Source organism: Halorussus gelatinilyticus (assembly GCF_023238445.1).
In the GTDB taxonomy this organism is placed as follows: domain Archaea; phylum Halobacteriota; class Halobacteria; order Halobacteriales; family Haladaptataceae; genus Halorussus; species Halorussus gelatinilyticus.
In genome coordinates this window covers 2796767-2821375 of record NZ_CP096658.1, presented here as the reverse complement: position 1 = coordinate 2821375, position 24609 = coordinate 2796767, and the positions used below count along the sequence as shown (strand labels likewise).

At 70.5% G+C, this 24609-nt stretch carries 18 protein-coding genes; 8 read left to right on the top strand and 10 right to left on the bottom strand.

What is annotated here, in order from left to right; translation table 11 throughout:
• Positions 1–24: 24 nt before the first annotated feature.
• Genes M0R88_RS14485 through M0R88_RS14470 form a run of 4 tightly spaced genes read right to left on the bottom strand, consistent with a single transcriptional unit; the run spans position 25 to position 6759 of the window.
• Complete coding sequence (locus tag M0R88_RS14485) at positions 25–1647, bottom strand: DUF7519 family protein (RefSeq protein WP_248654205.1); 1623 nt, start codon at positions 1645–1647, stop codon at positions 25–27.
• Between the two features lie 2 nt (positions 1648–1649).
• A complete protein-coding gene (locus tag M0R88_RS14480; RefSeq protein WP_248654204.1) occupies positions 1650–3122 on the bottom strand; it encodes a DUF58 domain-containing protein in 1473 nt (490 codons plus the stop codon).
• Positions 3119–3805 carry a DUF7269 family protein gene (locus M0R88_RS14475; RefSeq protein ID WP_248654203.1) on the bottom strand — a complete coding sequence of 229 codons (687 nt, stop codon included), beginning with the start codon at positions 3803–3805 and terminating at the stop codon, positions 3119–3121. The genes M0R88_RS14480 and M0R88_RS14475 overlap by 4 nt, the downstream gene beginning before the upstream one ends.
• Positions 3805–6759: a transglutaminase TgpA family protein gene (locus tag M0R88_RS14470; RefSeq protein WP_248654202.1), complete on the bottom strand. Its 2955-nt coding sequence runs from the start codon at positions 6757–6759 to the stop codon at positions 3805–3807. Before M0R88_RS14470 ends, M0R88_RS14475 begins: the two co-directional genes overlap by 1 nt.
• Before the next feature lie 753 nt (positions 6760–7512).
• Here M0R88_RS14470 and M0R88_RS14465 point away from each other — a divergent pair.
• From M0R88_RS14465 to M0R88_RS14445, 5 genes are all read left to right on the top strand, one after another.
• Positions 7513–9204: a thiamine pyrophosphate-binding protein gene (locus M0R88_RS14465; protein WP_248654201.1), complete on the top strand. Its 1692-nt coding sequence runs from the start codon at positions 7513–7515 to the stop codon at positions 9202–9204.
• Between the two features lie 78 nt (positions 9205–9282).
• Positions 9283–9753, top strand: a complete 471-nt coding sequence (locus tag M0R88_RS14460; RefSeq protein ID WP_248654200.1) for a hypothetical protein — start codon at positions 9283–9285, stop codon at positions 9751–9753.
• Positions 9754–9808: 55 nt separating this feature from the next.
• Entirely contained in the window at positions 9809–11008 is a 1200-nt protein-coding gene (locus M0R88_RS14455) for an outer membrane protein assembly factor BamB family protein (RefSeq protein ID WP_248654199.1), read from the top strand.
• An 80-nt stretch (positions 11009–11088) separates the two neighbouring features.
• Entirely contained in the window at positions 11089–12585 is a 1497-nt protein-coding gene (locus M0R88_RS14450; protein ID WP_248654198.1) for a carotenoid oxygenase family protein, read from the top strand.
• Between the two features lie 75 nt (positions 12586–12660).
• Positions 12661–13197, top strand: a complete 537-nt coding sequence (locus M0R88_RS14445; protein ID WP_248654197.1) for a nitroreductase/quinone reductase family protein — start codon at positions 12661–12663, stop codon at positions 13195–13197.
• 21 nt (positions 13198–13218) lie between these two features.
• Here M0R88_RS14445 and M0R88_RS14440 read toward each other — a convergent pair whose 3' ends face one another.
• From M0R88_RS14440 to M0R88_RS14425, 4 genes are all read right to left on the bottom strand, one after another.
• Positions 13219–14289, bottom strand: coding sequence for an ATP-binding protein (locus tag M0R88_RS14440; RefSeq protein ID WP_248654196.1), 1071 nt, complete (start codon positions 14287–14289; stop codon positions 13219–13221).
• 39 nt (positions 14290–14328) lie between these two features.
• On the bottom strand, positions 14329–15249 hold the full coding sequence (locus tag M0R88_RS14435) for an alpha/beta fold hydrolase (protein WP_248654195.1): 921 nt from the start codon (positions 15247–15249) through the stop codon (positions 14329–14331).
• 59 nt (positions 15250–15308) lie between these two features.
• Complete coding sequence (locus M0R88_RS14430; protein ID WP_248654194.1) at positions 15309–16730, bottom strand: FAD-binding oxidoreductase; 1422 nt, start codon at positions 16728–16730, stop codon at positions 15309–15311.
• 75 nt (positions 16731–16805) lie between these two features.
• Positions 16806–17177 carry an Htur_1727 family rSAM-partnered candidate RiPP gene (locus tag M0R88_RS14425; protein ID WP_248654193.1) on the bottom strand — a complete coding sequence of 124 codons (372 nt, stop codon included), beginning with the start codon at positions 17175–17177 and terminating at the stop codon, positions 16806–16808.
• 218 nt (positions 17178–17395) lie between these two features.
• Between M0R88_RS14425 and M0R88_RS14420 the strand changes: the two genes are divergently transcribed.
• Entirely contained in the window at positions 17396–18790 is a 1395-nt protein-coding gene (locus M0R88_RS14420) for an FAD-binding oxidoreductase (RefSeq protein ID WP_248654192.1), read from the top strand.
• Between the two features lie 31 nt (positions 18791–18821).
• Here M0R88_RS14420 and M0R88_RS14415 read toward each other — a convergent pair whose 3' ends face one another.
• Both M0R88_RS14415 and leuS read right to left on the bottom strand, forming a co-directional pair.
• On the bottom strand, positions 18822–19781 hold the full coding sequence (locus M0R88_RS14415) for an AAA family ATPase (protein WP_248654191.1): 960 nt from the start codon (positions 19779–19781) through the stop codon (positions 18822–18824).
• A gap of 373 nt (positions 19782–20154) precedes the next feature.
• Positions 20155–22872, bottom strand: coding sequence for a leucine--tRNA ligase (gene leuS, locus M0R88_RS14410; protein WP_248654190.1), 2718 nt, complete (start codon positions 22870–22872; stop codon positions 20155–20157).
• Positions 22873–22980: 108 nt separating this feature from the next.
• Between leuS and M0R88_RS14405 the strand changes: the two genes are divergently transcribed.
• A complete protein-coding gene (locus M0R88_RS14405; protein ID WP_248654189.1) occupies positions 22981–23931 on the top strand; it encodes a M48 family metallopeptidase in 951 nt (316 codons plus the stop codon).
• 83 nt (positions 23932–24014) lie between these two features.
• Positions 24015–24608, top strand: coding sequence for a plastocyanin/azurin family copper-binding protein (locus M0R88_RS14400; protein WP_248654188.1), 594 nt, complete (start codon positions 24015–24017; stop codon positions 24606–24608).
• Position 24609 lies beyond the last annotated feature (1 nt).

Here is a 24609-nt window from a genome sequence, read left to right as displayed (position 1 = left end):
GAGATTTCTTTTAGAACGATAGAGTCACCGCATCGCCGTCACCAGCAGGACCACGCCGGCGACGGCCGCCAAGAGCGCGACCGAGAGTTCGCCGGTCGCGCCCCAGCCGGCAGGCAGACCCGACGCGAGCGCACCGGCCGCGAGCGCCCCGCAGACGCCGACCGCGAGCGCGCCGAGACCGTGGAGCAACTCGACGCGCCGGGTCGGCGCGCGGCGGCCGACCTCCGCGCCGAGCGTCGTGGCGAACTCCCCGGCGTCCCACACCACCAGCGCGGCGACCAGCGACCCGAACACCAGCCACGTCGGCGCGCTCACCGTTCCGACGAACGCCGCGGCGACGAACAGTCCGCCGCCCGCGAGCGCCGGCCCGGCCACTCGGTCGGTGACGAACCCGAGCGCGAACGCGATTCGGAGCGCGAAGACGCCACCGACCGCGAGCAGGAGGACCGTCGAGGTCAGCCCGAGAACGACCGTCTCGCCGCCGTAGAAGGTCACGACGCCCTCCGAGAGGGTCCGGAACTGCCCGGCGAGCGGCGCGTCGAGTCGCCCGGCGACGAACCCGACGAGCGCGTCGAGGAGCGGTCGGTGGAGGACGCGGACCCCCGCGACGACCGTCGCTCCGGCGAGGAACGGCGCGTAGCCGACCAGTAGCTCCGCGGTCGAAGCGCGCGACGAGCGCCGGACCAGCGCCGCGACGGCGACCAGCGCGGCCGCGACGAGTACGACCCACCAGAGCAGGCTCCGGAGCGCCGCCGACCCCGTGAGAGCGACCAGCAGAGTCCAGACGAGACCGGGGAGCGCCTCCTCGACGGTCCGGTCGGGGACCGTCGTCTCGGCGAGGAACGCGAGGGGAAGCACGAGAGCGCTGATCGCGACGAGTCTGCTGAAACCGAGTTGGAGACTCGCCGCGAGGTCCGCCACGCGAACGTCGCCGACGGTCGCCTCGCCCGCCAGTTCCTCGGTCGGCAGGTCCCGGAGCATCCGATAGCCGGCGAACGCCGCGGCCGCCGCGAGCAGGCCGAACGACAGCAGGTGGGTTCCGTCGCCCGACGGCGCGAGCACCCAGTCGGTCGCCGTCCGCACGGCGTCGCCGACCATCCCGGCCAGTCCGACGTCGAAGTTCGTCAGGAGCGCGTGGCCGCCGAGCGCGAGCGACAGTCCCATCGGCAGGATGGTCACTCGAATCACGGTATCGAGGAGTTTCGAGACGGTCCACGAGGTGGCGACGCCGCGGACCGACGCGGCCGCGCCCGAGACGGCGACCGTACTCCCGACGAGAACGGCCATCACGCCCAGAATCCGGAGGCTCTCGCCGACCACGCGCGTCGGCGACGACGCCGGGAACGCCAGCGCGAACGCGACCAGCGACTCGTAGCCGACGCCCGCCGCGATACCCGCTCCCGCGGGAACCAGCAGGAGACTCGCCGCCAGCGTCGCGGGCACGCGCCACTCGTTCCACGTCAGTAGCCAGAGCGCCGCCGCGAGGCAGACCGCGCCCGTCGCGGCCGCAATCGTCCCTTTCACCACGCCGACCGCCGCGCTCAGCGCCGCGACGCCGCCCAACGTCCCGACCAGCACGACCGCACTGCTCGCCGTCGTCGGTGCCCAGTTCGTCTTCGAGTCCGCCGCGTCGTGTTCGTCTAGCATGGTCAGAGCAGTGTCCTCAGCGAGCGTTCGAGCGCGATACCGAGCGGGTCGTCCACGCTCCAGTCGATGGTCGTCGCCCCGGCGGTCCGGAGGTCCCGGAGTCGCATCTCGCGGCGCGTCGCGGCGACCGTTCGGCCGGGCGAGTCGTCGGAATCGCCCGACACGTCGGGACTCAGCACCGCGAGGTCGTGGCCCCGCGCGGACAGCGACCGGGCGAGCGACGCCGGCCAGTCGTCCAGCACGGGCGAGACGAGGACGACCTGCGCGTCGCCCGGCAAGCGCGCGAGGAGTCGCCGCGTCGCGGAGTCGAGCGACGAACCGGCGGGCGGCCCGCCCGCCGGTTCGCCCCCGTCGGGAGTCGGCGCGGCCCGACTCGACTCGGCGTCCGCGTCGCGGTCCGGTCCCGCGTCCGAAGTCCGCGCCGGGCCTCCGCCCCTCGTCCGGTCGCCGACGTGATTCGCGTCGGCGACCGGGTCGGTCCCGTCGGTCGGCACGGAACCGGGTCCGTCGCGGTCGGCCGCGCGGCCCGCCGCGTCGAAGACGAGACGGGCGCTCCCCGCGCCGTCGGCGTCGGCCCAGAGCAGGTCGTCGGCCGGGAGTTCGCCCGTCACGTCGTCGGCGGCGAGACCGAGCGCGGTGACGCTGGTCGCCACGCCGGCCCCGGTCAGCGCGTCGTAGAGTCGCTCGCCGGCGTACACCGACAGCGCCGCTCCGTTGGGGTAGGCCGCGCTCGGCGTCGTCCGCGCGACCGGTCGGGCGTCCACCACGACGACGGTTCTGGCCGCGCGCTCCTCGCGGAACCGGACCGTCGTGAGGTCGCCCGATTTGGCGAAGCGCCGCCAGTCGATGCGGCTGATGGGGTCGCCCGGCCGGTACTCGCGCGTCGAGTGGAACTCGAGTCCTTCGCCGCCCGAGTCGGTGGTGTGGGTCCCGACGTTACGGGGCGAGGCCCGACCGAACGGCGGGTCCGCGGCCGAGCGCGCACACGAGAGCGTCGTCCCGCCCGACGCTTCGACCGCGGTCGTCACGCGGTCGGTCGCGCCGGTCGTCCGCACCCGGACCGCCGGGCCGTCGAACTCGTACTCGCCGCGCTTGGCGACCACCGAATAGGAGACCGTCTCCTCCTCGCCCGGCCGGAGTGCGACCGCGCACCGGGGCGACCCCGAACTGACGGCCAACTCGTCGGGCACGCCGTCCACGACGCGCACGTCGGTGAGCGCCGACTCCCCGGAGTTCCGGACCGTCAGCGTCACCTCGACCTCGCCGCCGGGCGGCGGACTGCTCGGGGTGAGCGTGCGCTCTATCTCCGGTTCCGACGCGCCCGACAGCGACGACAGCGCGCCGACGGCGACGTACGCCAGCGGAATCGCGGCGGCCGCGAACAGTCGCGCCTCGGCGTACAGTAGGCCGAGCGTCGTCAGCAACAGCGTTCCGGCGAGCGCGCCGCGGAACCGCGGAACGCGAGTGCGGGTCACGCTTCACCTCCCGCGCTGGCGCGCTCCGAGTCCGCGAGCGCGTCGTCGGCGACGCGTTCGCTCGAACCGGTCGCCCCGGTCTCCTCGTCCAGCGCGCGCCCGACCGCTTCGACCGTGCGCTCGACCCGCCGGCGTCGCTCGGCGGCCGGGTCCAGCCACGACCGCAGGCGCGCGACCAGCGAGAAGTCGGGGCCGGACTCCCCGGCGAGGAACGCCGCGGCGGTCCGGTCGTCGGTCCACGCGCCGGTCTCGACCGCCGACTCCGCCCGCTCGGGCGGGCGGTCGGCAGCGCGAGCGTGGGCGCTCGTCGCGGCGGACGCGAGGTTCGACCGGACCGCTCGGAGCGCGCGCTCGTCGCCGTCGCAGGCCGCCGCGACCCGCTCGTCGAACGTCCCGCCGGTCCGGGTGCGGTCGGCCGCACTCGCGCTCTCGGGGCGGTCGCCTCCTGCGAATCTCGCGGCCGGCCCCTCGGTCGGGGCGCGCTCGGGGGACCTCGCGCGGGCGGTCCACGCTGCGTAGCTCCCGACGACCAGTCCGAGGACCAGCAGGAGTCGCTGGGGGTCCTGCGACCGGACGACCGACAGCGCCGCCGACACCGGGTCGGTGAGACCGGGCGCGAGGACCACCCCAGCCGCCAGCAGGGTCGCCAGCGCGCCGAGACCGCCGAGGACGCGGGCGCGCATCAGTCGTCACCTCCCGGACGGGCGTCGGGGGCGTCCGGCGAATCGCGCTCGCGCTCCTCGCGGGCCGCGCGCTCGATGGTCTCGACGGCCTCCTCGACGCGCGCCAGCCTGTCGGTCGGCGAGCGGGCGCCGTACTCCACGTCCCGGAAGGCGTCGCGCAACGTGACGACAGCGGCGGGCGGCAGGTCGTCCTCGCGGACCGCGTGGTCGGCCAACTCGCCGGGCGTCGAGGCCGCGGGCCGCCGGACCGAGACCTCCCGGAGGAACGTCGCCCACGCCTCCCGGAGCGTCCGGTAGGAGTCGGCCTCCGCGTCGTCCTCGGGACCGGACACGTCGGGCGACGGCCCGCCGCCGAGCGAGCGCACGGGGCCGAGGCTCACGGTCCGCGTGCGCTCTCCGAGCCACGCCCGCAGGCGGGCGAGCAGTTCCGAGACCGTCGTCCGGCCCGCCGCCAACTCCCGGAGAGCGTCGCCGACCGTCTCGACGGCCCACGCGAGGCGGTCGGCCGCGCCGAACAGCGCCGCGACCGCGAGGGCCGGAATCGCGCGGACGGCCCGAACCAGCCAATCGAGGAGCGTTCGCGGCGTCACGCCGCGACGTGACGCCGCGAACGCGAGTCCGCCGAGGACGAGCGCGACGCCGCCGAGCGATAGCCCGAGGTTGACCAGCAGTCCCGAGACGGTCGTCCGTCGCGTCTGGCCCTCCGCGGTGACGGCGATTTCGGCCCGCCGCTGGAAGGGGAGCGCGGCCGTCGCCGTGCCGTCGATGCCGGTCGATTTCCGCGTGCCAGCCACAGTGACCGTGGCGTTCGTCAGCGGTTCACCGCCGTAGGTCGCGCTGACCTCGAGTTGGGAGCCGGGGAGCGCGAGCGGAAACTGGGGGTCGGCGGCGAGTTCCAGCCGCGGGAGCGTGAGCGTGCGCTCGCCCGAGACCGACCCCCGCGAGACCGCGAGCGTGACGTTGCCCGGCGACTCGGGGAGTTCGACCCGAAGTCGGCCGTTCCGGTCGGTCGTCCCGACCGTCTCGCCGCCGAGGCGTACGTCGGCGTTCCGGACCGGCACGCCCTCGACGGTCGCGGTGACGACGACCTCGTTGCCGGTCGCCACGTCGCCCGACACCGCGAGCGAGGCGTTCGTCGCCAGCGCGTACTCGGTGCCGTTGCTCTCGTTGTCGGCAGCGATGGCGACCGCACCCGGCGGCGACGACGACGAGCGTGTCGGCGGGTCGGTGAGCGAGCGCGGCGGGTCGGCGAGCGAGAGAACCGCGTCGGACGCCCACGCTGGCGGTCCCGAGAGCCGCGCTTGTTCGACCTCGGCCCGCTTCCCGACCGTTATCCGTAGGTTCTCGGCGTAGGGAACCCGTGCGGTGACGGTCCCCTCGGTGTCGGTCCTGCCGACCTGCTTCCCGTTGAACGCGACCGGGACGCCGATGGCGGGGTCCCCGTCGTCCGTGACCGTCACCTCGACCGTCGCGCCGGGGACCGGGGTCCGGTTGAGTCTGACGGCGTACCGGCTCGCGGTGGTGTCGGTCCGGGTCGTCTCGGTCGTCGTCCGGTCGTTTCGCGTCGTCTCGCCGCCGACGGTCGTCGAGCTGGGTCGCTCGCCGTCCGTGGTTCCGTCGGTCGGCGTCGAAGCGGTGGCCGGGGTCTCGCCGCTCGGGGTCGCGGTCCCCGACTCGCCGGGCCTCGTGCCGGGCGCTCCGGTCGTCGCGGTCGAGTTCCCTCCGCCGGTCGCGTTCGACCGGTTCGCGGAGAACCGCTCGCCGGGACTGCCGGTCTCGGTCGGCGAGTAGTCGCTCGGGTCCGCGCTGGTCTGGTTGGCCAAGGCCTGCTGTTCGGATTCGATGCGCTCCCGTCCCGGCGTCGGGTCGAACCGGACCCAGCCCACCTCGGGGAAGTACACCTCGACCCACGCGTGGGCGTTCATCCCGCGGACCTCGTAGGTGTTCTCGCCGACCGACTGGCCCGTCGAGTAGCCCACGACGTAGCGCGCCGGGATGTCCTGCGAGCGGAGCATCACGGTCATCGCGGTGGCGAAGTACTCGCAGTAGCCCCGCTCCATGTCGAAGACGAACTGCGAGGCCACGTCCTCGCCCGCGGGTTGGGAGACGTTCAGCGAGTAGTTCTTGTTCGCTTCGAGCCACGACTCGATGCGCCGGGCCTCCTCGTAGGCCGAGGTCGAACCGGCGGTCAGATCGTCCGTGAACTCGCCGATGCGCCGGTCGGTATCGGCGGGCAGGTCGGTGTACCGGCGCTCGACCTCGCTGGGGTAGTTTCGCCCCGCGGCGCGCAGGACGGTCGGGTCGCGGGCGGGCAGGTGGCTGACCCCGGTGTAGGTCGTGCCGGGCGAGACGGGACTCCCGGTCTCGAAGGCGCGCGCGTCGGTGACGTAGACGTCGCTCGCGTCGCTTTGGGTCCGGATGGCGTTCGCGCGCCAGACGCTCGGCAGTGCGGTCGCCGACCGCTCCAACGTGACGCGATACCGGACCTCTCGACCCCGTATCCCGCCGCCGCGAATCGGGCCGTCGTAGCGTCGGCGCTCGCCGGACTGCTTCCACCCCGACCCGGTGTAGGTGTCGTACGCGCCGGTCCGCCAGTAGGAGGGCACCGAACTCCGGACCCGGAAGTGGGTCTCGGCGTTCTGCGACCGGAAGGCGCTCGACCGGTTCTCGGCCGCGAGCGACCCGCCGACGCCGGTCCGCTCGCCGGGGTTGAGCGCGCCGAGTCCGCCGCCGCTCCCGGCGCCGCCGCTCCCCTGCGAGGCCCCGTAGGGGTTGACGCCCGGTTGCGGGACGGCGGAGCCGAGCGGCGTACTCCCGAGTCCGGCACCCGAGATGGCGGGGACGAGCGTGCCCGCGAGGACGACCGCGAGGACGCAACACGCCACCAGAGCGGCGCGGAGTCGGTCGCGGGACTGTTCGTCGTCGGGCAACAGGGGTGCGGGCTCGTCTGACATGTGGTGAGAGGTCGGCTGGCTCGGTTCCGTAGACCGGCGCGTAGTCTTGGCTGAAAGCTGTGCGTAGATAGGTAAAAAGACTGGTGAAAGGTAGCCTCGGCTGACAGGACGCGAGGTCGGGAGCGATCACCGGCGGGACACCCGACCATCGAGCGCGCTCGGTGGAACAGCCGACAGGTGGCGCTCGGTGTGATAACCGACATGTCGCGCTTAGTGTGATACCCGACATGTCGCGCTTGGCGAGCTAATCGACATGTTTCACTCGGTGGAACACTCCACGGGACGCGCCGCGTCTGCGCTCGCGGTTCCGCGCGAGCGTAGACGCAAGCGGGGAGGTTCGGGGCGCGGTCGCGGTGCGGGGCGGTTGCTGTGCGGTCAACTCCTCGGAGTCGGCAATCGCAGCGGTTCGGTGTCGGTGTCGGGTAGCGGTTCGCCGTTACTGTCGCGGTAGCAGTTCGTTGTCGCCGTCGGGGACTTCGGAACGATGAAACCAGCCGAGGGGAAGCTAGCGTCAGGCTTGAGCAAATCGTACCGCACCCGCACGGCACCGGCCTCGTCCTCCCCAACCTCCTCCCTCCGGTCGTCCCTCGCGCGCTGATGGCGCGGCCCCGTGCCGCGCCAGCGCGCGCCGAAACAGCGGTGAGGCCAACGCTCCGAAACGCGAGGCGAGACGAGGCGAGGCGAACACGTCACGAAAGCGAACAGCTTGCAGGGGGACCAACTTCTTTCACCCGCGATTCCGAATCACGCACCATGACCGACGAGTACACCGGGGCCGACCTGTTCGTGGACGCGCTCGACCGGTACGGCGTCACGCACGTCTTCGGCAACCCCGGCACCACGGAACTGCCCGTGATGAACGCCTTGGGCGACAGCGACCTCGAATACGTCCTCGGACTCCACGAGGACGTGGCGGTCGAGATGGCCGCGGGGTACGCCAGCACCCGCCGGTATCACTCGCACCACGACGATTCGGTAACGCCGGTCGGCGTCGTGAACCTCCACGTCGCGCCCGGCCTCGCCCACGGGTTGGGCAACCTCTACGGCGCGAGCGTGGCCGGCGCGCCGCTGGTCGTGACGGCGGGCAACCACAGCACCGACTTCCGCCACGAGGAGCCGATTCTCTCCGGGGACCTCGTAGAGATGGCCGACGAGTTCGCCAAGTGGAGCGCCGAGGTGGGCGACGTGTCGGCCCTGCCGACGATGCTCCGCCGGGCGTTCCGCGTCGCGCTCACGCCCCCGACCGGGCCGGTCTTCCTCGCGCTCCCCCTCGACGTGATGATGGCCGAGACGGACGCGACCCCGGAACGCCTCGGCGAGATTCCCGACGGCGGCCGGGGCGACCCCGCCCAAATCGAGCGCGCCGCGGACCTGCTCGCGGACCCGAGCGAGGACGTGGCGCTCATCGTCGGCGACGGCGTTGCTCGCTCGGGCGTGGACGCGATAGACGCCGCGGTCGAGTTCGCCGAAGCCACCGGCGCGCGCGTCCACGGCGAGATTCTGGCCTGCGAGGTCGATTTCCCGACCGACCACGACCAGTGGGTGTCGTACGTGCCGCCGGACGAGGACCTCGCGGCGACCCTGCTGGGCGCGGACAACCTCGTCTTCGTCGGCTGTTCGACCAACACGACGCTGACCCGCCACGACCGCCCGCTCGTCGCCGAGGACTCGACCTGCGTCCACGTCAGCGACGACGCGTGGCAGGTCGGCAAGAATCAGCCGGCCGACGCCGCGGTCGTCGGCGACCCCGGCCACGTCCTCCGGGACCTCGCCGAGACACTGCGCAAGCGCCTCACCGCGTCGGACCGCGAGGAGCGCCTCGACCGCGTGGAGATGGTCAAGAACATGGTCGAGAGCCGGATGGCCGAGATGGCCGACGACGAGGCCGACGACCCGCGCGCCTCGAAGGCCGAACTCGTGGACGCGATGGAGTCGGTCGCGCCCGACGCCTACATCGTGGACGAGGGCGTCACCGCCAAGTACGCGATGCTGACCCGCTGGGACCTCGAACCCGAGCAGTACGTCTCGAACAAGGGCGGCGGACTGGGCTACGGGCTTCCGGCCTCGGTCGGCACGGCCATCGCGGAGTCACAGACCGACGACCCCCGCGACGTAATCGGCTTCGTCGGCGACGGCTCGTATCTCTACTACCCTCAGACGCTCTACTCGGCGGCCCGCGAGGACGTGGACCTGACGGTCGTGATTCCGGACAACCGCAACTACCGCATCCTGAAGGACAACACGCTGGACCTCTTCGGCGGCGAGGAGGACGACTACGAGTTCGTCGGCATGGACTTCGACCCGCCGGTGGACATCCCGGCCAACGCCGAGAGCCACGGCGCTCGCGGGCGTCTCGTCCCGGAACCCGACGAAATCGAGTCGGCGCTCGAAGCGGCGTTGGACAGGGACGGACCGGACGTGCTGGACGTGTTAGTTCACGACTGACGGCTCGGGTCTCGGGAGCGACGGCCGAGCGTCGCGACTCCAGAAGCGACTTGTTCCGTCGGTCGTATCCCTCGGCCAATGTCCCCGCCTGCGAGTCGCCCCCGACACCGATGCGCCGCCGCGTGGCTCTGTCTGGCCCTCCTCGTCGGACTCGCCGGCTGTTCGGCCGCGCTCGCTCCCGGAACGGACGACGCACGGCCGCCAGCGCTCGAAGAGATACGTATCGAGAATCACGACACGACCGACCGGGCGGTCTCGGTACTCGTCGTCGAGAACGGGTCGGTCGTCCGCTGGGAGGAGTTCCACCTCGATGCTCGCTCGACCGGCGACGAACTCGACGCCGCGACGCTCGACGCCGGAGAGATGAACGGACCGCACGGCGAGTACGCCGTCTACGTCCGCGCCGGGAACACGACTCGGAGAGCGGACCTCTCCGACGGCCGAGTCGGGTCGCTGGCGACCGACTGCACCGAGCAGGGCGGCCGGGTTCGATTGGAGTTCACGGTCGCGGAGAGCGGGACGGTAACCCGAAAGCTCGGCTGCGAGTGACCGCTTCGACAGAGAGTAGAAGACTTATGACGGCAGAGTAACCTGTCTCCATCGAATGACGGAGCTCAGTCGTCGCCAGGTCCTCGCCGGACTCGGCACCGCGGCGGTCGGCGTCGGCGGCTACCGGTGGTTCGAGGACGGGCAGTGCCTCGACCGCAGAGAACCGAACTGGGCGTTCCACGGCGAGGGCTGGTCCGCGCCGTTCGTCGGCGAGTCGGCGGTCTACGCCTCGGAGAACCACGGCACGACGAGCGGTGACATGGTCTCGCGCGTCGTCTCGCTCCGGCGGTACGACGGAAGCGCGAACTGGGTGTTCACCGTGACCGGCGGCGGGGCCGGCGTCCCGCTGGTCGCCGACGGGAGCGTCTATTTCGGCACCGGCGCGGACTACGTGTACGCGCTCGACCGGCGAACCGGCCACGTCGAATGGGAGTACGACGCCGGCGGGCGCGAGACCTACGGCGGCGGCGCGTGGGGCCAACCGGCCAAAACCGACGGCCGCGTGCTGGTCGGTATCTCTCACTCCGAGGCGGCCGACGTGGACCCGACCAGCGACCGGTTCACCCACCGCGTCGTCGCGCTCGACGACGCGTCGGGCGAGGAGGTCTGGGCGACCGATGTGGACGAGACGGTCTGGGCCGGTCCGGAAATCGTCGGCGATACCGTGGTCGCGGGAACCGAAGCCGGGAGCGTCTACGGACTCGCGGTTGAGGACGGACGCCAGCGCTGGCGGACCGAAGTCGGCGAGATGGTCTGGGAGGACGTGTTCGCCGACGAATCGGCGGTCCACGTCGCCAGCGACGACGGACGGGTCGCGGCGCTCGCGCCCGACTCGGGCGCGGAGCGATGGACTCGCTCGATTTCCGGTACGGTCAGCGCCACAGAGCGCGACGGCGAGCGGTTCTTCGTCGGGACGGAGCGCGGAGCCGTCGTCGCCTTCTCGCGCTCGACGGGCGAGGAGCGCTGGCGCGTCACGGGCGAGCGGGACGGCGAAGCCGACGAAGCGCCCGGAATCGCCGACCTCGCTTCGGACGGGTCGCTCGCGTTCGTCTTCGACCATCGCGGGTACGTCCGGGTCTTCGACGCCGCGTCGGGCGAGCGCCGCGACCGGTTCCGCGTCGCGGAGAAGACGGGACGGGACGGGTGCGGGTGGAGTCCGAGATATCGCCGCGGAAAGGGACTGGCGCTCGGCGACGACGAGTTGTACCTCTCCGGGCCGTGGGTCCAGACCGTGGACCGCTACCGGAAGACGTGAGGTGACCGCTCCCGCGACCCTTCTCGAGCCGTGCTACCGACCACCACGGCTTTCGCGGTGGAGACCGATTCGGGAGACGAATGTCAGCCTACAGTCCGGGGTTCCGGTCGCTCGACTCCGAACACGAAAACCTCGCGCTCGACGTGGCGGGCGAGATTCCGGCGTGGCTCTCGGGGTCGCTGGTCCGCAACGGTCCCGGCAAGTTCGAGGTCGGCGGCGAGCGCGTCGAACACTGGTTCGACGGACTGGCGATGCTCCACAAGTTCCGGTTCGAGGAGGGGCGTGGCGGCGTGACCTACTCGAATCGGTTCCTCCGGACCGACGCATACCGCGAAGCCGTCGAGGAAGGTCGTCTCACCGGCCAGTTCGCCACCTCGGGGAGCTACCTCTACCGGTTGAAGTCGTTTCTCGGCGACCCGACCGACAACGCGAACGTCAACGTCGCGCGCGTCGGCGGCGAGTACGTCGCGCTGACCGAGACGCCCCGCAGAGTGCGCTTCGACCCCGAGACGCTCGCGGCCGCGGGCGACCTCGCCTACGGCGGCGACCTGACGGTTCACCACGTTACTGCCCACCTCCAGCGCGACGACCGGCGCGGCGAGTCGGTCGGCTACGCGACTCAGTTCGGCCGGACGAACCGCTATCACCTCTACCGCGTCCCGGACGACCCGCCTGCCGCGGGCGCGCTTCCCCAACGTATCCCGATAGCTTCGCTGGCGGTCGAGAAGCCCGCGTACCTCCACAGCTTCGCGCTCACGCCGCGTTACGCCGTGCTAATCGAACCGCCGTTCGTCACGAACCCGATGCGGTTCCTCTTGCCGGGGAACGGCGGATTCGTGGACAACTTCCGGTGGAAGCCCGAGCGCGGCACGCGGTTTCTGGCCTTCGAGCGCGACTCGGGGGACCTCGCGGTCGAGCGCCGCGTGGACCCGTTCTTCTTCTTTCATACGGTCAACGCCTTCGAGTCGGGCGACGACCTCGTCGTGGACCTCGTGGCCTACGAGGACGCCGGCATCGTCTCGAACCTGTTCATGGGCGCCGTCGAGGGCGAGGCGAACGAGGGAGGCGAACCCGGCGAGACCAGCGCCCCCGACTCCGGGCCGGAACTCGCCGCCGCGGACGGCGAGTTGGTACGGTTCCGGGTGCCGGTCGAAGGTGGCGGCGGCGCGAAAATCTCGCGCCGGACCCTCTACGCCGGCACGGAACTCCCGCGGACCTCCCCGGCGGTCAGGTCGGAGCGGTACCGCTACGCCTACGGGCAGGCGACCCGGCGCGAGGGTCAGAACGGACTCGTCAAGGTGAACGTCGAGACGGGCGAGGCGACCGAGTGGTGGGCCGACGGCCACTACGCCGGCGAGCCGATTTTCGTGCCGAGACCGACGGAGGGAGACTCTGGCCGCGACTCACTTCCGGAAGACCGCGGCGTCGTCCTCGCGCCCGCGCTCGACGTCGAGCGCGAGCGGTCGCTTCTCGTCGTCTTGGACGGCGAGCGCTTCGAGGAGGTGGCGCGCGCCGAGGTTCCTCACCACATCCCGTTCGGGTTCCACGGCGAGTTCTTCCCGGAAGTGACGACGTAAGCGGAGTTCCGTCACGACTCGGGGAACCCGCCCCGAACAACGGTTAAGTCGCTCGTCGCCGTTTCGAACCGAACCATGGGAACGAAGACCAAACAGCGTTCGCGCTACCGGCGGGTGCAGGACCGCGTTCGAGGCTTCAACAAGCGACTGCTGAACCCGTTCACGATGCGATTCGCCGGGCGACGCCTCGTGCCGTACGGTCTCGTGCGTCACGTCGGGCGGCGGTCGGGGAGACGCTACGACACCCCGGTCCTCGTGAGCGAGGTCGGCGACCGGTTCGTCGTGCCGCTGCCGTACGGGACCGACGTGGATTGGTACCGGAACGTCCGGGCGGCCGACGAGTGCGTCGTCGTCTACGACGGCACCGCCTACCGGACCGAGCGCCCGCGGTTGGTGGACCCCGCGGCGGTCCCCGAGGCGTTTCCGTCGTGGCAGGAGGGCCTGATTCGCGCGGCCGGGAGCGAGCAGTACCTCCGGATGGAGAAGGCCGAGGAGGTCTCCGCCGAGTACCGCGAGACGACCGAGAACCATCCGGCCGGGCCTGCGGTGGCGGGGGTGGCCGGCGCGGTGCTGTTGGCGGCGGTGCTGTGGCGGGTCGTGCGACGGGAGTGAGCGAGCAGCGGCGTGTTCGTGCTATTGGGCGTCACCTCGCGGAAGCCTCACGACGAACGCCGCACCGCCCGCGTCGCCGTCCTCGACCCGCACGTCCCCACCGTAGTTGTCCACGAGCGTCGCCACCAGATGCAGGCCGCCGCCGTGTCTGCTCCGGGCGTTCGGGTCGAACAGTTCCGGTTTCCGCGAGCCGGGAATGCCCGGCCCGTTGTCGGCCACTCGAAGCCGAACCGACTCGTCGCCGTCCGTGACCGCCAGTTCGACCCGCGGGTCGTCGGCGTCGTTGTGTTCGGCGGCGTTCTCCGCGAGGTTCTTCACGACGAACCGGACCGCTTCGTTGGCGGCGACGGGCGCGCGCTCCGGCAGGTCGGTCCGCACGGTGGCGTCGAACGTCTCGGCGACGCGCTGGGCTTCTTCGGCGGCGACGGCCGCGAGGTCGATGCGACCCACGTTACCGTCCCCGGAGACGGTTTCGGCGATTGCCCCCGCGTTCTCGACGAGGTCGGTGATTTCGTGGGCCTGTTCGCGGACGCTACTCGCGGCGTTCGATACGTCTTCGTCGTCGGTCTCGCGCCGGGCGATGTCGGCGTGAGCCAAGATGGCGCTGACGTGATTCCGAGCGGCGTGGCGAAGGAGGTCGTTCACGAACCGCAACGTCGTCGTCGCTCGTTCGGCCTGCCGAGCGTGAGCGTGGGTCTGAGCGTCGTAGAACCCGGCTATCAGCCCCGAAACCGCGCCCGCGTCGGCCGCCAGCAGGAGTTGAAAGACCGATTCGGACACGACTCGCCCCTCGAATCGACGGATGGCGATGCCGGCCGCCGTGGTGCCGACGAGGACGGCGATACCGAGGAGACACCACACGGCGACCCGCCATCGGTGTTCGGACGCGAAATCGGAGTCGGCCAATCGCCATCCGCCGTAGACGACTGCCAGCGCCAGCGTTCCGTCGAGTGCCAGCGCCAGCATCGGCCCAGTCACCTCGCTAATTCGGTTGATTTCGGACACGTGGTGCATGGCAGACGTGAGAAAGAGCGCCGCGCCGACGCCGAGGATTAGCTTCGAGGCCGACTCCGCGAGGAATCGACGCACCACTGTCGTTCACTTCCCCTGAAAGCGTCATTAGTTTTTGCATTAGTAACGAGACACCTCGATACCGTCCCGAAGGTAGTCGAGGGCGACCCGCCACGCGTCCGCCGCGGCGCGGGCGTTCGCTCGGTGAGTGCCGCCGAGTCGGTGGTCGGCGTCGGGGGCGCTCTCGCCGTCGAACCGGTAGGGCGTCCGAATCGCGTGGCCCGCGTCGGGGGAGACGAGGAGGTCGGCGGGCCACGGGTGGTCGTGGGCATCGAGTCGGTCGATGGCGACCCGCGAGAGGTCCGCCGACGGCCAGATGGCGTCCTCGCCGCCCGAGACCAGCAGGACCGGACCGTCGATTCGCTCGACGGGAATCGTCGCCCGGCGGAGTTGCTCGTCGGTCGCGTTGGCGACCGCCCGCGTCGATGCGTCCAAATCGTCGTTCTCCACCACGTCCTCGAAGCCGTCCTGCTCTTCTTCGACGAGTTCGTCCACCGGGAGGTAGGGAACCGGGTCGCCGTCGAGCGTCCACGCCGGGCCTTCGACCTCGACGCCGGGCATCCACGTCGGCGCGGGGAAGGCGTAGCCGCTGGCCGAGTAGGCGACGACCGCACCGACGCGCTCGAAGTGCGCGCCGGTCAGCATCGCGGCCTCGCCGCCGCGCGAGAAGCCGACGACGCCGACCCGCTCGCCGTCGGTCTCCGGTCGGTCGAGGAGCCACTCGACGGCGCGGCCGAAGTACGACAGCGGGATGCGGTCCAGCGCGTCGGGTCGTCCGGGACCGTCGAAGTACTCGACGCAGAAGGCGGCGTAGCCGTGGTGGGCGAGGCTGCGGGCGTAGCGGCGTTCGTAGCCTCCGCCGCCGCCCGACCCGTGGACGACGAGGACGCCGGGGTGCGGGCCGCGGCCCAGTCCCGCGAACAGCGTGCCGGTCAGGTCCTCGCGGCGAACGTCGCGGGTCGGAACGAGGTCGGCGCTCATACGCGAAGCGAGTGGCAGACGCGTGATAAGTACTCGGTTCCACTCGGGGCGACTCGCTCTCAGTCGGATTCGCCGAGTCGCACGCGCTCGCCCTCGGCGGTCTCGGGGAACATCTTGCCCGGATTCAAGGTGTCGCGGGGGTCGAACGCGCGCTTGAGGCGGCGCATCGCCTCGACGGTTTCCGGGCCGTGTTCCGATTCGAGGAACTCGCGCTTGCCCAGTCCGATGCCGTGTTCGCCGGTCGCGGTGCCGCCGAGGTCGATGGCCTTCTCGACGGTGGCCTCGTAGAGGTCGTGAGCGCGCTCGACCTCCGCGTCGTCGTCCTCGTCCACCAGCACGGAGTAGTGGAGGTTGCCGTCGCCGGCGTGACCGAAGCAGGGGACCAGCAGGTCCCGGTCGGCGGCCTGCGACTTGACGAACCGAACCATCTCGGGGTAGTCGCTGATCGGCACGGTCACGTCGCCGGGGTGGAGCGCGGTCAGGTCGGGGTCCCACAACTGGACGGCGTAGGCGAGTTCCTCGCGGGCCCGCCAGAGGTCGTCCATCGCGTCCTCGTCGGCGGTCTCGAACCGCCGGCAGTCGTGGTCGGCGAAGAGTCCCTCGCAGAACTCGATTTCGCGCTCGACGCCGTGGTTCGCGTGGAATTCGAGGAAGACCATCGGCACGTCGGGCAGGTCGGTGCCGGTGTAGGCGTTGGCCATGCGCGCGGAGTCCTCGTCCACGAGTTCGATGGTCGCCACGTCCGCGCCCGAGCGCACCGCGTCGAAGACGGCTTCCGCGGCGTCGTCGAGCGACGGGAAGAGCGCGCGAGCGCCCCGAATCTGCTCGGGGCGACCCGCGAGTTCGAGCGTCGCGCGCGTGACGACGCCGAGGGTGCCCTCGCTCCCGACGAAGAGGTCGGTGAGGTTGTAGCCGCTGGAGGTCTTGGCGGCCCTGCTCCCGGTCTCGACGACCGACCCGTCGGCGAGGACGACCTCCAGCGCCAGCACCCAGTCGGCCACCTCACCGTACTTCACCGTCTTCATCCCCGAGGCGTCGTTGGCTATCATCCCGCCGACGGTCGAGATGTCGCCCGAGGAGGGGAGCGGCGGGAAGAACAGGCCCTCCGAGGCGACCGCCTCGTCCACTTGCGCGCCGAGGATGCCGGGTTCCACGTCGATTTGGAAGTCGTCGGGGCGGACGTCCAGCACGGCGTCCATCCGCGAGAGGTCGAGGCTGATGCCGCGATGGGCGGGCACGGCGTTACCCTCCAGACTCGTCCCGGCGGCGTAGGGCGTGACCGGCACCCCGCGCTCGTCTGCCGCCGGGAGGACGGTCGCCACGTCGTCGGTCGATTCGGGCCAGACCACGGCGTCGGGAGTGACGCCCTCGCCGCGCTCTTCGGCACCGAAGTCCGCGGCGTGACTCTCGCGCACCGAGTCGCCGAACGAGACCTCCCCGGAGAGCGCGAGGTCCGCGAGAAACGAGCAGTCGTGCGTCATACGCTACCGTGGACCGGGGGCGGCTTAAAGTTTGGACCGAGCGGCGCGGGGTAGCGGGGTTCTGGCGACCGAAAATTATAGTTCGTGCGTCCGGCCTTCGGTCCCGGACTCGGGCACCGCCGCGTCCGCCGCTTCGGAGTCCTCCGCTTCCGCCACCGAGAACCGCCGAATCGCTCCGGCGGGGCAGACCCAGACCTCGCGGTCGTACCAGCAGAACAGTCGGGTGGCCTCCTCGTGGGCCGCCGCGGCGTCTGCGGCCCGAACGGTGCCGACGTATCGCGGCGGGTCGTCGGCGTCCTCGCGTGCCAGAATCTCCCACTCGCGGTCGGCGTCTGCGGGGTCGCCGTCGCCGTCCGTCTCGCCGTCGTCCTCGGGACTCGCGACTCGCTCGTCGTCTCCCGCCGGATGCGACTCCGCGACCGGCGCGCGTCTCGCCTTCTCTACCATGCCGGGGCGATTCGGTCGCGGGGGGAAGACTCCTCGGGAGATTGTCGGCGACTGAGAACGGTGGCGATAGCGTTCGGGACGTGATTTATCCCCGACGAAACGCTCCCGAGGAGGCGGTTCGAGGGTTTCGGTCGTCCGGAGCGCGGCAAATCTACCCCCGCTAACATAATGATTAATTAGACTATATACTTAGGTAGACCACGCCATTTACAGACGAGATGGCGACAACGAGTCCGACAGTAGACGAACTGACAATCGCAGAACTCCGCGAGGGATTTCGGGGGACCGTCCTCGAACCCGGCGACGAGGGGTACGACGACGCGCGAGCGGTCTGGAACGGGATGATAGACCGACGGCCCGCGGTCGTCGCGCAGTGCGCGGGCGTCGCCGACGTGATGGCGGCGGTCGATTTCGGCCGCGAGAACGAGATGCTGGTCGCGGTCAAGGGCGGCGGCCACCACATCGCGGGCGACGCGGTCTGCGACGACGGACTGGTCGTGGACCTCTCGGAGATGCGCTCGGTCCGAGTGGACCCCGACGCTCGCACCGCCCGCGTCGAACCCGGCGCGACCCTCGCGGACTTCGACCACGAAGCCCAAGCGTTCGGTCTCGCCACGCCGCTGGGCATCAACTCCACGACCGGCGTCGCGGGACTGACCCTCGGCGGCGGGTTCGGGTGGCTGACCCGCAAGTACGGGATGACCGTGGACAACCTCCGGTCGGTCGACGTGGTGACCGCCGACGGCGAACGCCGCCGCGCGAGCGGGGACGAGAACCCGGACCTCTTCTGGGGACTCCGCGGCGGGAGCGGCAACTTCGGGGTCGCCACGTCGTTCGAGTTCGACCTCCACGAGGTCGGCCCGGAGGTTCTGGCGGGACCGGTCGTCTACCCCGGCGAGGACGCCGCGGACGTGCTTCGACACGTCAGGGACTTCAACGAGGAGGCACCCGACGAGGCGGCGGTCTGGGCCATCCTTCGGAAGGCTCCGCCGCTCCCGTTCCTCCCGAGCGACACTCACGGCGTGGGCGTCCTCGTCGTCGTGGCGTTCTACGCGGGCGACGTAGACGAGGGCGAGCAGGTCCTCGAACCGCTCCGGAGCTACGGCGACCCCATCGCCGACGCGGTCGGTCCCCACCGGTACGCCGAGTTCCAGCAGTCGTTCGACCCGCTGCTCACGGAGGGCGCGCGCAACTACTGGAAGTCCCACAACTTCGAGCAACTCCCCGACGAGGCCATCGACACGGCCGTCGAGTACGCGGCCGAGATTCCGTCGCCGCTCTCGGAGATTTTCTTCGCGCAGTTGGGCGGCGAGATGGCGCGGGTGCCCGACGACGCGACCGCGTACCCGCACCGGGACGCCGCGTACGCGATGAACGTCCACACGCGGTGGGAGGACCCGGAAGACGACGACCGCTGTATCGAGTGGGCGCGGGAGTTCTACGACGCGATGGCTCCCCACGCGACCGGCGGCGTCTACGTGAACTTCTCCAGCGACGAAGGTCAACAGGCCATCACGTACGGCGAGAACTACGACCGACTGGCCGAACTCAAGGCCGAGTACGACCCGACGAACCTGTTTCGGATGAACCGGAACGTCGAACCGAGCGACTGACTCCGAGCGGACCCGCGAGCGATTCGCTCTTTCAGGCGGAGGATTTGACCGCCGGAACCTCCACGCGCTCCAGCACGTCCGCGACGACCGCGCTCCGGTCGGCCCCGCGGACGCTCGCCTCGTCGGTCAGCACGAGGCGGTGTGCGAAGGTCGGTTCGGCGACGCGCTTCACGTCGTCGGGGACGACGTAGTCGCGGCCCGAGACGACCGCGCTGGCGCGCGCCGCCTCGAAGAGTCGCTGGATGCCCCGCGGCGAGACGCCCACCGCCACGCGGTCGTCTTGGCGGGTCGCTCGGCCGAGCGCGACCACGTAGTCGCGCAGTTTCCCGTCCACGCGGACCGATTCGAGGACGCGCTGGATGGCCGCGACCTCCCGGCCCTCCACGACCGACCCGACGCTCGGGGCCTTGGCGGTGCGGTCGGCGCGCCGGTCCACCAGTTCGCGCTCGCCCTCGAACTCGGGGTAGCCCATCGTCGTCTTGACGATGAAGCGGTCGCGCTGGGCCTCGGGCAGGCCGAAGGTGCCCTCCTGCTCCACGGGGTTCTGCGTGGCGAGGACGAAGAACGGGTCGGGGAGCGCGTGGGTCGTGCCGTCCACCGTGACCTGTCCCTCGCCCATCGCTTCGAGCAGCGCGGCCTGCGTCTTCGGCGGCGCGCGGTTTATCTCGTCGGCGAGGACGACGTTGGCGAAGACGGGACCGGGCGAGAACTCGAACTCGCCGGTTCCCTCGTCGTAGACGTTCGACCCGGTGATGTCCGCCGGGAGCAGGTCGGGCGTAAACTGGATGCGCGAGAACGAGAGACCGAGCGCGTCGGCGAACGACCGCGCGGTCAGGGTCTTCCCGGTGCCGGGCACGTCTTCCAGCAGGACGTGCCCGCGGGCCAGAATCCCCGTGAGGACGGTTTCGAGGAACTCCTCGTCGGCGACGACCGCCGAACTGACCGCATCGAGGACGCGCTCGCAACGCTGGGTCGCGGTGGGTTGGTCCATGACTCGAAGTTTTAGCGAGTCGTAAAGAAGGTTGGTACTCGGTTCGTTTCGGCGGGGTTCGATGTTTCTGTGAGCGTGACCGCCGAAACCGTCGGAAAGCACGCCCCGAAAGCCCCCGCCCGCTCGCGGTCGCTGGCCGACATATCCTCGGCTCACTTCGTTCGCCTGCGGATAGCGGTCGGCCAGACGACCACGGGCCCGCGGCCCGCCGGAAGAAAAACCGCGTCTTCCGAGGTCACACTCGCTTCGCTCGCGTGACCGCGAGCGGGCGGCCCCTTTATCCACCCGTGATGGTTTGCGAAGTCGAGCGTCTGCCCGTCGTCCATCTGTTCGGCACTCCTCGAAGAAACGACGAAAAAGAACCGGAGTCAGCCTACTCTTCGATGTCGATTGCGGGCCGGCCCGGTTCGGCCTTGCTCGCCAGTTCGCCGTCGGCTTCCTCGGCGCTCTGAACCACCACGTCGGCTCCGAACTCGCGTTCCAGCAGCCACGCGGCGCGTTCGAGCGCGGCGCGCTCGCGCTCGGGGGACAGTTGCTCGTCCAGCGCCTCCGAACGCGCGGCGAGGTCCTTGGCGAAGTCCGCGGCCGCCTCGCCGACCTCGCGCAGTTGCTCGTCGCCCATGACCGTGCCGACGACGTTGCCGTCGGCGTCGGCGGCGACCTCGTGGGCGCGGTGCTTCCACTCGGGCGCGACCGCGAGCGTGACGGTCTCGGGGTCCTCGATGCCGACGGTGTCCACGATGTCGCGCACGTCCTCGCGGGTGTTCTCCACGAGTCGGCGCTCGACGTCGTAGTCGTCGGGCGCGTCGGCGGCGGGCCAGTCGGCCTCGGCCAGCAGGCCGTCGCGGTCCAGTCGCTCCCAGACCTCCTCGGCGAGGTGGGGCGCGACCGGCGACAGAATCTTGACGGCCGTCACCAGTCCGCGCTCGAAGGTCTCCTCGTCGGGCGCGGTGTACTCCCGGTAGCGATGCAGGAGCGACACCATCTCGCGGACGGCCTGCAGCGCGTGGTTGAACCGGAAGTCCTCGAACTCCTCGGTCGCGGTGGCGACCGTCGCGTCGATTTCGCGCGACACGTAGTCGGCGACGGCGGTGGCATCGGTTTCGGTCTCCGATCCGGCCACTTCGCCGGCGGCGAACTCGTCGGCCAGTCGGTAGACGTTCTGCAGGAAGTTGTGCGCCGAGTGGACGCCCTCCTCGCTCCACGCGAACTCCTTCTCGGGCTGGGCGGCCTCCATGATGAACAGCCGGGCGGTGTCCGCGCCGTACTCGTCGATGATGCGCTGGGGCGAGACGCCGTTGCCCTTGCTCTTGGACATCTTGTTGCCGTCCGCGCCCAGCACCATCCCCTGATTCGTCAGGTCGGTGAACGGCTCGCGGACGCCCTCCAGCAGGTCGATGTCGTCCAGCACCTTCGTGAAGAACCGGGCGTACAGCAGATGCATCACGGCGTGTTCGATGCCGCCGACGTACTGGTCCACCGGCATCCAGTCGCTCGCGCGCTCGGTGTCGAAGGGCATCGCTTCTTCGTCGGGCGAGACGTAGCGCAGGAAGTACCACGACGAGTCCACGAACGTGTCCATCGTGTCGGTCTCGCGCACGGCGTCGCCGCCGCAGTCGGGGCACTCGACGCGCTTCCACTCGTCGGCGGCGTCCAGCGGGTTGCCCGTCGTGTGGACGAACTCGGGCAACTCGACCGGCAGGTCCTCGTCGGGCACCGGGACGTAGCCGCAGTCGTCACAGCGAATCATCGGGATGGGCGTGCCCCAGTAGCGCTGGCGCGAGATGCCCCAGTCCCGGAGGTTGTACTCGGTGCGGTGTTCGCCGTCGAACTCCTCGACGAACCGCTCGCGGGCCTCCTCGCTGGTCAGGCCGTCGTACTCGCCGCTGTTGACCAGCACGCCGTCGGGCGTGTAGGCCTCCTCCTGCACGTCCACGTCCTCGGGGTCCGCGTCGGCGTCCGGGGCCGGTTCCACGACCTGCTCGATGGGGATGTCGTGGGCCTCGGCGAACTCGTGGTCCCGGTCGTCGTGGCCGGGCACGGCGTACAGCGCGCCGGTCCCCACGTCGGTCAGCACGTAGTCGGCGACGTAGACGGGAATCTCCTCGCCAGTGGCGGGGTTGACCGCGTGCTCGCCCGTGAAGACGCCGGAGGTCACGTCCAGTTCGTCCTCGTCGGCGTGTTCGGCCTCGTGGATGTACTCGGCGACCTCGTCGTTGTCCTCGGCGATTTCCTGCGCGACGGGGTGGCCGGGCGCGAGCGAGAAGAACGTCGCGCCGTGGATGGTGTCGAGTCGCGTCGTGAAGATGTCCACGTCGCCGTAGCCGGGAATCTCGAACGCCACGGTGTCGCCCTCTTGGCGGCCGATCCAGTTGCGCTGCATCTCCCGGACGTTGGCGGGCCACCCGTCCAGTTGGTCCAGCGACTCCAGCAGTTCGTCGGCGTAGTCGGTGATGGTGAAGAACCACTGGTCCATCTCGCGCTGTTCGATGGGCGTGTCACACCGCCAGCAGACTTCGACGGCTCCGCCGTCTCCGTGAGGATCCTCCGGAGCCTCTCCCTCCTCGACCTGCTCGTCGGCCAGCACGGTCTCGCAGGACGGACACCAGTTCAGTTCGGCGCTCTGGCGCTCCACGAGGTCCTCGTCCAGGAATCGCTTGAACAGCCACTGGTTCCACCGGTAGTAGTCGGGGTCGCAGGTCGTGACCTCGCGCTCCCAGTCGTAGCCGAAGCCCATCGCCTGCAGTTGCTCTTTCATCGAGTCGATGCAGTCCAGCGTCCAGTCTCGGGGGTTGGTGTCGCGCTCCTCGGCAGCGTTCTCGGCGGGCAGACCGAACGAGTCCCACCCCATCGGGTGCAGGACGTTCTCGCCGCGCAGACGCTCGAAGCGGGCGTACGCGTCGGTGATGGTGTAGTTGCGAACGTGGCCCATGTGGAGGTTCCCGGAGGTGTAGGGGAACATGGCGAGGACGTACTCGGGGTCCTCGGCGCCGTCCGGGATTCGGAACACGTCGGCGTCGTCCCACGCGCGTTGCCACTTCGGTTCGACCGCCGTGTGGTCGAACCCTCGTTCGCGCTGCTCGGTAGTCATTATATCGAAATACGGGCGACCACGATACAATAGCTTTGCCTTCTGTCAGTCGTCCGCCGAACCCCCGAGACCGTCATCCCCTTGCCCCTACCGTCCGAATCGTCCCGCATGCGTCGCGTCGGTCTCCGCGTCCTGATGACTCTCGTCGGGCTGGTCCTGCTGGTCGTGTACGCGACCGTCGCCTACCTCGGCTACCGACTGCTGGCCGCGGTGTGGCTCGCTCGCGCCGACTTGCTGGAGGTCGTCGTCTGGACGACTGCGCTCACTATCGCGCTGGGCTATCTGAGCTACCGATTCGGTACGGTGGGACTCCTCTTGCGGGTCAGCGCCGCCGACCTCCCGCGAGCGCGTGCGCCGGAAATACATCACCGTCTCGACCGTCTCGCCGAAGAGATGGCCGTGACCCGACCGCGACTCGCCGTCGGGCGGATGGGCGCGCCGAACGCGATGGCGCTGGGCGGGGTCCGGGGCGGCGTGGTCGTCCTCGACCGCTCGGTGTTCTTCCTGCTGTCGGCCGACGAACTCGAAGCCCTGCTGGCCCACGAACTCGCGCACCTCGAAAGCAAGGACAGTCTGGTCCAGACGCTGGCGTACAGCGCCGGGCAGTCGCTCGTCTGGGTCGTCGTCGCCGTGGCGCTCCCGCTCGTCCTCGTCGGGTCGGGGCTGCGCCGGGCGCTCGACTGGATTCGGGGGAATCCGCCCGCCGACGCGCTCGCGCCGGTCGCCTCGCTCCGCAGGCGGGTCGGACGGGTCGTGATGGTCGGATTCGTCGCGCTCACGCTCGTCATGCTCGCCCACTCGCGGCGGCGCGAGTACGCTGCGGACGACCGCGCGGCCGCGGTCACGGGCGACCCGCTCGCGCTCGCCCGCGCCCTCCGGAAGATAGAGCGCGCGACGGAACCGCGGCTGAAGCTCTCTTCGCCGCTGTACGTCCACAGCGAGGAGCGAGCGGAGGTGACGCGCCTGCTCTCGACTCACCCCGAGATGGACGAGCGCATCGACCGACTGGTCGAGCGCTCGGACCGCGAGCGCGGAGCGGTCTCCATCGAGATTCGGTGAGACGGACCGCTCGTCGGCGAGCGGTCCGGGAACGGCGCGCTGGCCGAACCCGTTTTGCCCGTCGAATCCGTAGTACCAACGCTATGAAACGACGAACGTTCGTCAAGTGGGGGAGCGCGCTCTCCGTGGGTGGACTCGCGGGGTGTTCCGCGCCGACGGGGGACGGCGGCGGAGAAGCGACGGCGGGCGGAACCACCACGGAGGGCGGAGCCGCCACCGAGGGCGAAACCACGACCGAGGGTGGCGCGGGCGGCGGCACTCAGGAGATCGCCATGATAACCGAGGGAAGCGAGTACTACTTCGACCCCATCGGCCTGTTCGTGGAACCCGGCACGACGGTCGAGTGGGTCATCGAGTCGGGTTCCCACTCCTCGACGGCCTACGCCGAGAGCCTCGACTCCGCGAACGTGACCCGGATTCCCGAGCAGGCCGAACCGTGGGACAGCGGCATCCTCACCGAGCAGGGGGCGTCGTTCAGTTACACCTTCGAGGTGACGGGGACCTACGACTACTTCTGTCTCCCGCACAAGTCGCTCGGGATGATAGCGCGCATCGTCTGCGGCGAACCCGGCGACGTGGAGGGCGACCCGCCGGACGGTGCCGTGCCCTCCGAGCAGGCCATCGTAAACCAAGGCACCATCTCCTACGAGGAGTTCTCGGGCGGCGGTAGCGGCTAGG